The sequence below is a fragment of the Micromonospora tarapacensis genome (assembly GCF_019697375.1).
Lineage (GTDB): Bacteria > Actinomycetota > Actinomycetes > Mycobacteriales > Micromonosporaceae > Micromonospora > Micromonospora tarapacensis.
Map to the genome: position 1 here is coordinate 2,022,117 of NZ_JAHCDI010000004.1, position 12,767 is coordinate 2,034,883.

Consider the following 12,767-nt stretch of genomic DNA (forward strand, 5'->3'; position numbering starts at 1 on the left):
AGGGAGATCCCGGCGGTCAGAAGCCCCGGGCGAGTCGGTAGTAGGCCTGGTTCCAGCGGAGTTCGTCGGCGAAGCGGCGGGGCTCGGTGTCGGCGTCGATGACCACGAGTTCGGTACGGCTCATCTCGGCGAGGTCGTGCAGTTCCTCCACCCCGACCGCCTGGGACAGCACCGTGTGGTGTGGTGCGCCCGCGGTGATCCACGCCTCGGCCGAACCGGCCAGGTGCGGGCGGGGTCGCCAGACCGCCCGGGCCACCGGCAACCGCCGCAGCGGCTGCGGCGGAGGCACCACGTCGACCTCGTTGGCCACCAACCGGAACCGCTCGCCCATGTCCGCCAGGCCGAGCACGACCGCCGGGCCGGGCTCGGCGTCGAAGACCAGCCGGACCGGGTCCTCCCGACCTCCGATGCTCAGGGGGTGGATCTCCACGTTCGGCACGCCGGCGGCGATCGTCGGACAGACCTCGAGCATGTGGGCACCGAGGATGAGTTCCTCGCCGGGCGTGAGGTCGTAGGTGTAGTCCTCCATGAACGACGTGCCGCCCTCGGTGCCGACCGCCATCGCCTTGAGGGTGTGTACGAGGACGGAGGTCTTCCAGTCCCCCTCGCCGCCGAAGCCGTAGCCGTCGGCCATCAGCCGTTGCACCGCGATGCCGGGCAGCTGGCGCAGGCCACCGAGGTCCTCGAAGTTCGTGGTGAACGCGCGGAACCCCCCCGCGTCCAGGAACGTGCGCAGACCCAGCTCCAGCCGGGCGGCATAGCGCAGCGAGTCGTGCCGCTCACCACCGGGCCGCAGCTCGGCGGCGACCCGGAAGGTGTCGTCGTACTCCTTGATCAGGTCGTCGACCTGGGCCTCGGCCACCTCGTCGACCACCCGCACCAGATCATTGACCCCGTAGGTGTTCACCGAGACCCCGAAGCGCAGCTCCGCCTCGACCTTGTCCCCCTCGGTCACCGCCACGTCGCGCATGTTGTCGCCGAAGCGGGCCAGGCGCAGCGAGCGCATCGCCGACCAGCCGATCGCCGCCCGGGTCCAGGCGCCGACCCGGGAGACCACCCGCGGGTCGGAGACGTGCCCGGCGACCGTCTTGCGGGCCACGCCGAGCCGGGTCTGGATGAAGCCGAACTCCCGGTCGCCGTGGGCGGCCTGGTTCAGGTTCATGAAGTCCATGTCGATGTCGTCCCACGGCAGCCGGACGTTGGCCTGGGTGTGCAGGTGCAGCAACGGCGTGCGCAACACGTCCAGGCCGGAGATCCACATCTTCGCCGGCGAGAAGGTGTGCATCCAGGCGATGACCCCGACCGCCCCCTGCGCGGCGGCATCCCGGCAGATCTGCAGGATGTCGGCGCTCGTGGTCAGGACCGGCTTCCAGACCACCCGGGCGGGGATGTGCGGCGAGTCGTCGAGCAGGGCGGCGATCTGACGGGACTGGTCGGCCACCTGCCGGAGGGTGTCCTCGCCGTACATTGCCTGGCTTCCGGTGAGGAACCAGACCTCGGGTTCAGGGTGTGTTGCCATGGGAGTTGCCTTCCGCGAGATGGGCGGTTACTTGTAGCGGATGCCGATGAGGCGCTGGAGCAGGATGAACGCGAAGAGCAGGCCTCCGATCACGATCTTGGTCCACCACGAGTTCAGGCCGCCGTCGAAAGTGATCAGGGTCTGGATCACGCCGAGCACCAGCACCCCGAGCACGGTGCCGAAGACATACCCCGAGCCACCGGTGAGCACGGTGCCGCCGATGACGACGGCCGCGATCACGTCGAGTTCCATACCGACCCCGATCAGCGGTGCGCCGGAGAGCGTGTAGAACGACAGCAGGATCCCGCCGATCGCCGCGCACAGCCCACTGATCGTGTAGACGGCGATCCGGGTACGCCCCAGCGGCAGGCCCATCAACAGCGCGGACTGCGGGTTGCCGCCGATCGCGTACACGTTGCGGCCCAACCGCGTGTACGCCAGCACGTACGCCGCGACCAGGACCACGGCGAACGCGACGAGCACGCTGACCGAGACGAAGTTGCCGCGGGGGTCGCCGATCCGGTACTGCGACATCGTGGTCCAGAAGCCGTCGGTGATGGGGATCGACGCGTTGCTGATGAACGTGCACATCCCGCGGGCGAAGAACATCCCGGCCAGGGTCACGATGAACGGCTGGATGTCGAAGAAGTGGATCGCGCAGCCCATCAGGAACCCGAGCGTCGGCCCGATGAGCAGCGCGATGACCAGCACCGGCAGGGCAGGCAGGCCCGACTGGAGCAGCCACGCCGACACCATCGCGGTCATCGCGGCCACCGAGCCGACCGACAGGTCGATGCCACCGGTGAGGATCACGAAGGTCATTCCGACGGCGATGACGAGCAGGAAGCCGTTGTCGATGAAGACGTTGAAGACGACCTGGACGTTGGAGAACGCCCGGTACTGGGAGACACCGATGCCGTACATGACCAGCAGCAGGGCCAGGGTGGCCAGCACCGGCACGTGCCGCCGCGGCAGCCGGGCCCAGCTGGGAACGCCGCTCAGCGAGCCGGTGGTCATGCCGTCACCTCTTCCTTCTGCCGCTGCGGCGGTGACGGCTGCCGGGTCGGGGTGCCGCGCCGGCGACGACGGAACTTGGCGCGGAAGGCCGGTGCCTGGATGAGGCAGACGGCGATGACGACGACCGCCTTGAACAGCAGCGCCGTCTGCGGTGAGATGTTCATGGCGTACACCGAGGTGGTGAGGGTCTGGATGATCAGGGCGCCGAGGATGGTGCCGCTGAGGTAGAACCGGCCACCGGCCAGCGAGGTGCCACCGATCACGACCGCGAGGATCGCGTCGAGTTCCACCCAGAGGCCGGCGGCGTTGCCGTCGGCGCTGGAGACGTTGGCGGTCATCATGAAGCCGGCGATGGCGGCGCAGCCGGCGCTGACCACGTAGACGAGGAAGACGACCCGGCTGGAACGGATGCCGGCCAGGCGGCTGGCCTCGCGGTTGCCGCCCACCGACTCGATTATCATGCCGAGGGCGGTACGGCGGGTGACCGCCGCGACGAGCAGCGCCGCGCCCAACGCGATGAAGATCGCCAGCGGCAGGGTCAGGAAGTGCCCCAGGCCGATGGCCCGGTACGGGTCGGAGTTGATGGTGATGATCTGACCCGCGGTGACCAGCTGTGCCAGTCCCCGGCCGGCCACCATCAGGATGAGCGTGGCGATGATCGGCTGGATGCCGATGATCGAGACCAGCACGCCGTTCCAGGCACCGAGCACCAGTGCCACGCCGAGGGCCATCGCGAGCGCGGTCAACACCATGCCGAGGTCGTTCTGGTCCGGCGCCTTGCTGATGTAGAGGCAGGCGATGGCGCCGCTGATGGCACAGATCGAGCCGACGGAGAGGTCGATGCCGCCGGTGGAGATGACCAGGGTCATGCCCAGCGCGACCAGGATCAGTGGCGCGCTCAACCGAAGGATGTCGATCGGGGTGCCGTACAGGTGACCGTTGTTGACCTCGATGCTGAGGAAGCCGGGACGGTAGGCCGTGTTGGCCGCCAACATCACCACGAGGACGGCGACCGGCCAGAACAGCCGGTGGCCGAGCAGGGCTCGGAAGCGGTGGTTGTCGCTCATGGCTTCGCCTCCTCCCGTGGGGATCCGCTGGCGATGGTCTGCATGACCCGGTCGGCGTCGACCGTGCCGTCGTTGACGAGATGGGCGACCATCTCCCGGTCGCGCATCACTGCGATCTTGTGACTCAGGCGCAGCACCTCGTCCAGTTCGGCGGAGATGAACAGCACGGCCATGCCGCCGCCGGCGAGCTGCACGACGAGCCGCTGGATCTCGGCCTTGGCGCCGATGTCGATGCCGCGGGTCGGTTCGTCCAGGATCAGCAGCCGGGGCTCGGTGATCAACCACCGGGCGAGCAGCACCTTCTGCTGGTTGCCGCCGGAGAGGTTGCGCACTGGCACGTCCGGGTTCGCGGGACGGATGCTCAGCGCCTTGATGTACTTGTCGACCAGCTCGTCCTGGCGGCGGCGCGGGATGGGGCGCAGCCAGCCACGGGCGGCCTGCATCGCGAGGATCATGTTCTCGCGGACCGTCAGGTCGGCGATGATCCCCTCCGCGCGGCGGTTCTCGGAGCAGAAGCCGATGCCCTGGTTGATGGCCTGCACCGGGTTACGGAGACTCGCCGGTTTGCCCCCCACCGCCACCTCACCATGGTCGCTGCGGTCGGCGCCGAAGAACAGCCTCGCCACCTCGGTACGGCCCGAGCCCAACAACCCGGCCAGGCCGACCACCTCGCCGGCGTGGATGGTCAGGCTGAACGGGGCGACCGCCCCCCTGCGGCTCAGCTCCGACACCGCCACGAAGGGGACCTCGTCCTCCAGGCCCGCCAGTTCCGGCCGGTTGTGCCCCTCGATCCGGTCGAGCACGTCGAGTTCCTTACCGATCATCTTCTCGACCAGGGCAAGCTGGGGAAGCTCGGCGGTCGGGTACTCGCCGACGAGGGTTCCGTTGCGCAACACCGTGATCCGGTCGGCGATGCCGTACACCTGGTCGAGGAAGTGGGTCACGAAGAGGATGGCGATGCCCTCGTCGCGCAGCTGGCGCATGATCCGGAACAGTTGCTCCACCTCACCAGCGTCCAGGCTGGAGGTCGGCTCGTCCAGGATCAGCACCCGCGCCCGCACGTCGATCGCCCGTGCGATCGCGACCATCTGCTGCACGGCCAGGGAGTAGCTGGCCACCGGCGCGCTGACATCGATGTCGAGGTCAAGGCGGGCCAGCAGCTGCCGGGCCCGCCGCCGGACCTCTCGCCAACGGACGGCGCCGAACCGGCGGGGCTCACGACCGATGAAGATGTTCTCCGCCACCGACAGGTTGGGGCAGAGATTGACCTCCTGGTAGACAGTGCTGACCCCGGCGCCGGCCGCCTGCATCGGCCCGCTGAAGGCCACCCGCTGGTCGCCGAGGGTGATGACGCCCTCGTCGATGCCGTAAACGCCGGTCAACACCTTGATCAGGGTCGACTTGCCGGCACCGTTCTCGCCCATCAGGGCGTGTACCTCGCCGGGAAAGAGCCGGAAGCCGACATCGTGGAGTGCGCGCACCCCGGGAAAGGACTTGCTTATCCCGGTCATCGTCAGGACCGGACGGCTATCCGTCATCCCATCAGACCTCTTCTGGGTTCTATCGACACGGATGGGCCACGGCCTCCCCGTGGCGTCCGCCCGGCCGGCCCCTGAGGGCCGGCCGGGCGGGCGTGGCGCGGGATTGTCGGGCCAGGCGCCCACTCCGTCCGGAATGGGCGACGCGGCGGGGCCGCCACATCAGCGCGGCGGCCCCGGCGTCGATCAGTACTTGCGGTTGGGCAGGGCCTCCTTGGCCTGCTCCTGGGTGAAGGTGGTCTCCTCGGTCTCGATCCGCGGGGGCACCTCCTCGCCGGCGTGCACCTTCTTGGCCAGGTCCATCAGCTGTGGGCCGAGCAGCGGGCTGCACTCCGCGATGAAGTTGAACTTGCCGTCGGCCAGGGCCTGCATGCCGTCCTTGACCGCGTCGATGGTGATGATGGTGATGTCCTTGCCGGGCTCCTTGCCCGCCGCGGTGATCGCCTCCAGCGCGCCGAGACCCATGTCGTCATTGTGCGCGAAGAGCACGTCGATCTTGGGGTGGGCCTTCAGGAACTGCTCCATGACCTGCTTGCCGCCCGCCCGGGTGAAGTCACCCGACTGGGAGGCGATGACCTTCAGGTTGGGGCTGGCGGCGATCGCGTCGGCGAAGCCCTTCTTACGGTCGTTCGCCGGGGCCGAACCGGTGGTGCCCTGCAGCTCGACGATGTTCACGTCGCCGGTCGCGTCCTTGGTGTTCTCGACCAGCCACTCCCCCGACAGCCGGCCTTCCTTGACGAAGTCCGAGCCGAGGAAGGTCTTGTACAGCGAGGTGTCGGCCGAGTCGACGGCGCGGTCGGTCAGGATGACCGGGATACCGGCGTCCTTGGCCTCCTTGAGCACCGTGTCCCAGCCGGACTCCACCACCGGCGAGAAGCCGATCACGTCGACCTGCTGCTGGATGTAGTTGCGGATCGCCTTGATCTGGTTTTCCTGCTTCTGCTGGGCGTCGTCGAACTTCAGCTCGATGCCGGCCTCGGCCGCCGCCTCCTTGATGGAGTTGGTGTTGGCCGTGCGCCAGCCGCTCTCCGCGCCGACCTGGGAGAAGCCCAGGACGATCTTGCCGTCGTCGGCGGCTTCGCCTCCGGTGTCGCTGTTGCCACAGGCCGCCACCGTGCCGGCGAGCAGGACGGCGGCGACGGCTGCGACGGCGCGTCGAGGCGCCAGGGACATTCGCATGTTTCTCATCGGATCTCCTCGGGTGGGTGCGGGTGTCCACGCCGTCCGCCGACGGGCACGAGCGGCGTGCGCTGGTGGTGCGGATCCTGTGCGTCGGGTGGTGCGAATCTGGCCTGGGCCGCGGAGATGGCCCGGGGCCGGCTAGGAGTTCGCCGGAGGCGAAGAACGTTGGCCGTAGACGTTCTGGTAACGGTCGTAGAGCGCGTCGATATCGGCCTGCGCCATCGGCACCGGTTGCCCGACCGCGCGCGCCAGGTGCGCGGTCCGGGCGACGTCCTCGCACATCACCGCGGCCTTGACCGCGGCCCGGGCGTTGCGCCCGATGGTGAAGACGCCGTGGTTCTGCATCAGCACCGCCGGTGACCGGTGACCGGTGAGGGTGCTGACGATCCCCTTGCCGATGTCGTCGCCGCCGATCAGCGCGAACGGGCCCACCGGGATCTCTCCGCCGAACTCGTCGGCCTGAGCGGTCAGGTGGCACGGGATCGACTCACCGCGCGCCGCCCAGGCGGTGGCGTACGTGCTGTGGGTGTGCACGACGCCGCCGACCTCGGGCATGGCGCGGTAGACGTAGGCGTGCGCCGCGGTGTCACTCGACGGGGAAAGGTCTCCCTCCACGGGCACGCCGTCGAGGTCACAGAGCACCATGTTGTCCGCCGAGAGGTCGTCGTAGTCGACGCCGCTGGGCTTGATCACCATGAGGTCCTGGCCGGGTACCCGCGCGGAGACGTTGCCCGCCGTCCAGGCGACGAGGTTGTACCGGGTCAGCTCGCCGTGCAGGCGGGCGACGCTCTCGCGCAACTCGTTCACCTGACGGGTCAGCTCGGCGCTCATGCCGGCACTCCCTTCTGCGCGGCGGCCGACTCGACAGCCGTGTTCCGGATCGCCCGCAGGCGCAGCATCACGTCGTTGGCGCCCCGACCGAAGTGGTCGTGCAGCGTCCGGTACTCGGCGTAGAGGGCGTCGTACGCGCGGGCCCGGTGCGGGTCCGGCCGGTAGACCGCCTCCTGCACCCGGCCCATCGCCTGCGCCGCCTCCTGGATCGAGGGTGGCCGCCGGCGGCGACGGCGGCGTGGATCGCCGAGCCGAGCGCCGGCCCCTGTGCGGAGCCGATGATGCCGAGCGGGCGGTTGGTGACGTCGGCGTAGATCTGCATCAGCAGCTCGTTCGAGGTGAGGCCACCGGCGATCACCAGATCGTCGACCTTGACCCCCGCCTCGACGAACGCCTCGATGATCATCCGGGTGCCGTAGGCCGTGGACTCCAGCAGCGCCCGGTAGATGTCCTCCGGTCGGGTGGCCAGGGTCAGACCGACGATCATGCCGCTGAGATCGTGGTTCACCAGCAGGGACCGGTTGCCGTTCCACCAGTCCAGCGCGACGAGCCCGTGCGCGCCGACGGGCTGGGCCGCGGCCAGCTCGGTGAGCCGTTCGTGCGAGTCCGCTCCGGCCGGGGCGGCGTGCTCGACGAACCAGCCGAAGATGTCCCCGACGCCGCTCTGCCCGGCCTCGTATCCCCAGGCGCCCGCGCTGATGCCACCGTCGACCACGCCACACATGCCGGCCACCTCGGCGAGGTGGCTGCCGTTGACCACGTGGCAGGTCGAGGTGCCCATGATGGCCACCAGTCGGCCGGGATCGAGGGCCTGCGCGGAGGCGGCGGTGACGTGCGCATCGACGTTGCCGACGGCGACGGCGATCCCCGCCGGGAGACCGGTCCACCCGGCGGCCTGCGGGGTCAGCTCGCCGGCCTTGGCGCCGAGCTGCATCAGCGGGCCGTCCAACTTGGCCACGAAGTCCCCGAACCCGGGGTTGAGCGCGGTCAGGTAGTCCACCGACGGGTACTTGCCGTCCTGCATGATGCCCTTGTAGCCGGCCGTGCAGACGTTGCGGGTCTCGACGCCGCAGAGCTGCCACACCGCCCAGTCCGCGGCCTCGATGAAGCGATCGGCCCGCCGGTAGATCTCCGGATCCTCCTCCAGGATCTGCAGGCCCTTGGCGAACTGCCACTCGGCGGAGATCTTGCCGCCGTAGCAGCCGATCCACGGTTCGCCGCGCTCGTGGGCCAGCGCGTTGATCCGGTCGGCGTGCGGCTGGGCGGCGTGGTGCTTCCAGAGCTTCACCCAGGAGTGCGGACGCTGACGCAGCTCCGGCACCTCGCACAGGGGGGTGCCGTCGGCGAGGGTCGGCAGCACGGTGCAGGCGGTGAAGTCGATGCCGACGCCCACGACATCGCCCGGGTCGATCCCGGCGGCGGCGACGGCCGCGGGTACGGCGTACCGCAGCACGTCGCGATAGTCCTCGGGATCCTGCAACGCCCAGTCGGGCGGCAGGGGGACACCGCCGTCCGGCAGTGCGGAGCTGATGACCGCGTTGCGGTACTCGTGCACCGCCGTCCCCAGCTCGGCACCGTCGCGGACCCGGACCACCAGGGCCCGTCCCGACAGGGTGCCGTAGTCGACGCCGACGACGTACCGATCGCCAGCTTCGTCCACACCGCTCATGCTCACCTCCGGCCGATGACAGCCCTCAGTGTTAGCGCTCACATAAGGTGTCGTCAAGACACCTGCCGGCAACAGCTCCGTAACGGTGAGCACCATCGCCGCAGCCAACCTACGCCAGGCGCCGGCAGCATCCCAATCAATGCCTGTCGTCGCACGTCAGGACGCATGGCGGCCGTTCTCCGGGCGCACCCCCGGAGGGTCGGCGACTTCCGGACGCCCTCGATCGGACGGCAACCGATCGGGGCTCGGCGCTCTCGGACGGACCGGGCGGGACCGATCACCGCAGACCCTCGTCGGAAGCACCGAACCGGAACCGACCCTCGACTGCGCACCCGGCGGGCACCACCCCGCTCGCCCGAGCCACCCCGGCGGACCGCGCCGGCGAAGCGGACGCCGCCCGGCAGCCGCCCGACCGTGGCCCGCGCCAACACCGCTAGAGAGCGCTAACACAACCACCCTCGCCGGTCGGTCTCGTCGCCAGCGCTGCCATGGCCGTGCCGGTCCTACGTCGACCTGGATTCGACGAACGAAAGCCTCTGACCTGCTCGGCTGACCACCGCCAGGCCCATCCCGATGCCTTCGGCCCAGATCGGCGTTCCCGCCGATCGATTTACACAACTGGATGGGAGCGATAACATGACTGACATCGATGCGTGATCTGTCCGGGTGCCCGGCAGCAGCAGGACCCGGCTGGCGGGGCGCCAGTGCGGCCGGCGCGATCCGCCGGCGGCAGGCGTTCCCGCCTCAGCCCGGCGGTTCCGTCCGACCCGGCGGTTCCGTCCGACCCGGCGGTTCCGTCCGACCCGGCCGGGCAGGCGACGCACGACGCCCTTCGCCCGCCGACCGCGACTGCTCTTCCGGCCACTCGTCGTCGGCCATCGGCGAACGGCACCTGTTGGCTCCCCCGACCTGAGGAGGTCCCGAATGCGCGTACGACCACGGTGGTTGGCCGTCCTGAGTGTCCTGATGTTGACGCTCGCTACGGTCGTCGTCGACGGGCTCCACTCACCGAAACCCGCGCAGGCGCTCAACAACGGCGTGGCCCGCACGCCGCCCATGGGCTGGAACACCTGGAACACGTTCGGTTGCAACATCAACGAGGCGCTGATCCGGCAGATGGCCGACGCCATCGTCGCCAACGGGATGCGCGACCTCGGCTACAAGTACGTCGTCGTCGACGACTGCTGGTTCAACCCGAACCGCGACGCGCAGGGCAACCTGCAGGCCGACCCGGGCCGCTTCCCGAGCGGGATGAAGGCGCTCGGCGACTACCTGCACGCCCGCGGCCTGCTCTTCGGGCTCTACCAGGTGCCGCGGGAGAAGACCTGCGCCCAGTACTTCGGGGCGTGGCCCGGATCCACCGGCAGCCTCGGACACGAGTACCAGGACGCCCGGCAGTTCGCCGCCTGGGGCGTCGACTACCTGAAGTACGACTGGTGCTCGCCCTGGGGGACCATCAACGACCAGGTGGCGGGCTTCGCCCTGATGCGGGACGCCCTGGCAGCCACCGGCCGCCCCATCGTCTACAGCATCAACCCGAACAGCATCCACGAGAAGACCGGTCCGCAGCGCAACTGGGGTGACATCGCCAACATGTGGCGGACCACCGAGGACATCACCAACTCGTGGGACACCGGCCAGACCAACGGCTACCCGATGGGCATCCAGAACATCCTCAACGTCAACGTGCCCCTGGCCTCGTACGCCTCGCCGGGATCCTTCAACGACCCGGACATGCTCGTGGTCGGCAACGGTGGGATGACCGACACGGAGATGCGCAGCCACTTCGCCCTCTGGTCGATCATGGCGGCGCCACTGATGGCCGGCAACGACATCCGCAACGCCAACGCGGCGACGCTGGCCATCCTGCGCAACGAGAACCTGATCGCCATCAACCAGGACCCGCTGGCACTACAGGCGGTGCAGGTCGCCAACGACGGCACCCGCCGGGTGCTGGCCAAGCGGCTGTCGAACGGCGACGTCGCGGTCGCCCTGCTGAACCAGGGCGGTTCCACGACGACCGTGTCCACCACCGCAGCCGCGATCGGCAAGTCCGGCAGTTCGTTCACCCTCCGGGACGCCTGGACCAACGGCACCTCCACCACCAGCGGCGCGATCTCGGCCAGCGTGCCGGCGCACGGCACCGTCGTCTACCGGGTCAGCGGCGGCGGGACGACGAACCCGCCGGCCGCCTTCCGGCTGCGCAGCGAGTCGTCCGGCCGATGCCTGGACGTCAACAACGGCAGCACCGCCAACGGCACCACGACGCTGATCTGGGACTGTCACAGCGGCAGCAACCAGAGCTTCAGCCAGAACGGCCAGGCCCTCCAGGTGCTCGGCAAGTGCCTCGACATCTCGCCGAACGCGACGGCCGGCACCCCGGTGCAGATCTGGGACTGCAACGGCGGCAGCAACCAGCAGTGGACCTTCAACGGCAACGGCACGATCAGCAGTGTCCGCTTCCCGAACCTCTGCCTGGACGTCAACAACAACGGGACCACGAACGGGACCACCGTGCTCGTCTGGACCTGCCATACCGCCGCCAACCAGCGGTGGAGCCGGGCCTAGCACCGGTCCGACCACCCATCCCGGTCGCCCCGCCCGCGCCCGCCGAGCGCGGGCGGGTGCGCCATCCGGGCGGATGCCCTGCCGGGCATCCGCCCGGATGCGTCACCGGACCGGTCGGCCACGCCGGCCAGCGCTGGCAGCGGGTCGGCGAGCAACCGGGCGAAGCCGAGTTCCGCCGCGCCGACGAGGGTGGCGTCGTCGCCGAGGATCGCGGTGCGCAGCCGTACGGTCTCCCGGGCCACCGGCAGCACGTTCCGGGCGATCCGCCGGCGCACCTGCACCGCCGCGGCGGGATACAGATCGCACAGCATCCCGCCGAAGACCACCATCCCCGGGTTGAACAGGTTGATCAGATTCGCCACGCCGATGCCGAGCCAGTCGCCGACGCGGCGCAGGGCCGCCCCCGCCGCCGGATCACCACGGTCGGCGTCGTCGGCCACCGACCGGATCGCGGCTCGGCCGAACAGCTCGGCGGGCCGACCGGCGGCGTCGAGCAGGGCCCGCTCGCCTACCTCCGCCTCCAGGCAGCCGGACGACCCGCAACCGCAGGGCCGGCCGCCGTGCGGGTTGACCACCATGTGGCCCAGCTCGCAGCCGTAGCCGCCATCACCGCCGAGCAGCCGGCCGCCGACGATGATGCCACCGCCCACGCCGACATCCCCATGCAGGTAGATGAGGTCGTCGAGGCCGACACCCGCGCCGCGCAGCTGCTCGGCCTGCGCGCCGAGGTGGGCCTCGTTACCCACGGCCACCGGCAGGCCGAGCCCGAGACGGCGGCCGAGTTCGGCACCGAACGCCTGGTCCACCCAGCCCAGGTCGGGCCCGAAGCGCACCATCCCGTCACCGGGACGGATCATGCCACAGTACGAGGCGCCCACGCCGACACAGGCCGCCTCCGGTGGCGCCGCGCGGTGCAGCTGGCGGCCGAACCGGGCGAGAACCGCGACCACTCGACGCAGGTCGGGTCCGGCGCGCGGGCGCGTCGCCTCGCGGCGGTCCAGGATCACTCCCCCCAGCCCGACCCGAGCGGCGACCAATCGATCCACGGCGACGTCGAAGGCCAGCACATAGCACCGGTCGGATGCCGGGCGGACCAGCAGCGAGGGCCGGCCGGCGCGGCCGGTGTCCGTGGGCGACTCCTCGTGGACCAGGCCCGCCCGGGTCAGCTCGGTGGTCAGCGCCATGATGGTGCTGCGGTTCAGGTCCATCCGTTCGGCCAGCTCGGCACGGGACGACGGGCCGGTGAGGTGCACGTGCCGCAGCAGCCGGCCGGCGTTGCGCCGGCGGATCTCCTCCTGGACCAATCCGACCTCCGGCGTCAGGCCACGACGGGACGGACAGCTGACCCGAGGGAGTGTCGCCAGGACGCGACGCCG

Annotated in this window: 8 protein-coding genes and 1 pseudogene; 1 reads left to right on the forward strand and 8 read right to left on the reverse strand. The window is 70.0% G+C overall.

The features are described from left to right. Positions 1 to 16 precede the first annotated feature (16 nt). The 7 genes and pseudogenes from araA to araB form a co-directional block, all read right to left on the reverse strand. Complete coding sequence (araA, locus tag KIF24_RS15165) at positions 17 to 1,519, reverse strand: L-arabinose isomerase (protein ID WP_221084578.1); 1,503 nt, start codon at positions 1,517 to 1,519, stop codon at positions 17 to 19. A 27-nt stretch (positions 1,520 to 1,546) separates the two neighbouring features. Next, positions 1,547 to 2,536, reverse strand: a complete 990-nt coding sequence (yjfF, locus tag KIF24_RS15170; RefSeq protein ID WP_221084579.1) for a galactofuranose ABC transporter, permease protein YjfF — start codon at positions 2,534 to 2,536, stop codon at positions 1,547 to 1,549. After that, positions 2,533 to 3,603 carry an ABC transporter permease gene (locus tag KIF24_RS15175; protein ID WP_221084580.1) on the reverse strand — a complete coding sequence of 357 codons (1,071 nt, stop codon included), beginning with the start codon at positions 3,601 to 3,603 and terminating at the stop codon, positions 2,533 to 2,535. The genes yjfF and KIF24_RS15175 overlap by 4 nt, the downstream gene beginning before the upstream one ends. Further along, on the reverse strand, positions 3,600 to 5,141 hold the full coding sequence (locus tag KIF24_RS15180; protein ID WP_221084581.1) for a sugar ABC transporter ATP-binding protein: 1,542 nt from the start codon (positions 5,139 to 5,141) through the stop codon (positions 3,600 to 3,602). The genes KIF24_RS15175 and KIF24_RS15180 overlap by 4 nt, the downstream gene beginning before the upstream one ends. A gap of 186 nt (positions 5,142 to 5,327) precedes the next feature. Beyond that, the gene (locus tag KIF24_RS15185; RefSeq protein WP_230415630.1) at positions 5,328 to 6,329 is read right to left on the reverse strand and encodes an ABC transporter substrate-binding protein; all 1,002 of its coding nucleotides are present in this window, start codon (positions 6,327 to 6,329) and stop codon (positions 5,328 to 5,330) included. Positions 6,330 to 6,461: 132 nt separating this feature from the next. Next, positions 6,462 to 7,154, reverse strand: a complete 693-nt coding sequence (locus KIF24_RS15190) for an L-ribulose-5-phosphate 4-epimerase (protein ID WP_221084582.1) — start codon at positions 7,152 to 7,154, stop codon at positions 6,462 to 6,464. Then, positions 7,151 to 8,823: pseudogene (gene araB, locus KIF24_RS15195) on the reverse strand (ribulokinase). The gene KIF24_RS15190 and the pseudogene araB overlap by 4 nt, the downstream one beginning before the upstream one ends. 924 nt (positions 8,824 to 9,747) lie before the next feature. Here araB and KIF24_RS15200 point away from each other — a divergent pair. Continuing rightward, positions 9,748 to 11,391 (forward strand): glycoside hydrolase family 27 protein, encoded by a 1,644-nt coding sequence (locus KIF24_RS15200; RefSeq protein WP_221084583.1) that lies wholly within the window; start codon positions 9,748 to 9,750, stop codon positions 11,389 to 11,391. On the opposite strand, the gene KIF24_RS15205 is transcribed toward KIF24_RS15200, so the two are convergent. Then, the gene (locus tag KIF24_RS15205) at positions 11,388 to 12,695 is read right to left on the reverse strand and encodes an ROK family transcriptional regulator (RefSeq protein ID WP_221084584.1); all 1,308 of its coding nucleotides are present in this window, start codon (positions 12,693 to 12,695) and stop codon (positions 11,388 to 11,390) included. The two genes, KIF24_RS15200 and KIF24_RS15205, sit on opposite strands and share 4 nt — an antisense overlap. Positions 12,696 to 12,767: the final 72 nt, after the last annotated feature.

Bases quoted from the DNA above. Each gene is read 5' to 3' on its own strand.
- araA (WP_221084578.1), bottom strand. From the start codon at position 1,519: ATGGCAACACACCCTGAACCCGAGGTCTGGTTCCTCACCGGAAGCCAG.
- yjfF (WP_221084579.1), bottom strand. From the start codon at position 2,536: ATGACCACCGGCTCGCTGAGCGGCGTTCCCAGCTGGGCCCGGCTGCCG.
- KIF24_RS15175 (WP_221084580.1), bottom strand. From the start codon at position 3,603: ATGAGCGACAACCACCGCTTCCGAGCCCTGCTCGGCCACCGGCTGTTC.
- KIF24_RS15180 (WP_221084581.1), bottom strand. From the start codon at position 5,141: ATGACGGATAGCCGTCCGGTCCTGACGATGACCGGGATAAGCAAGTCC.
- KIF24_RS15185 (WP_230415630.1), bottom strand. From the start codon at position 6,329: ATGAGAAACATGCGAATGTCCCTGGCGCCTCGACGCGCCGTCGCAGCC.
- KIF24_RS15190 (WP_221084582.1), bottom strand. From the start codon at position 7,154: ATGAGCGCCGAGCTGACCCGTCAGGTGAACGAGTTGCGCGAGAGCGTC.
- KIF24_RS15200 (WP_221084583.1), top strand. From the start codon at position 9,748: ATGCGCGTACGACCACGGTGGTTGGCCGTCCTGAGTGTCCTGATGTTG.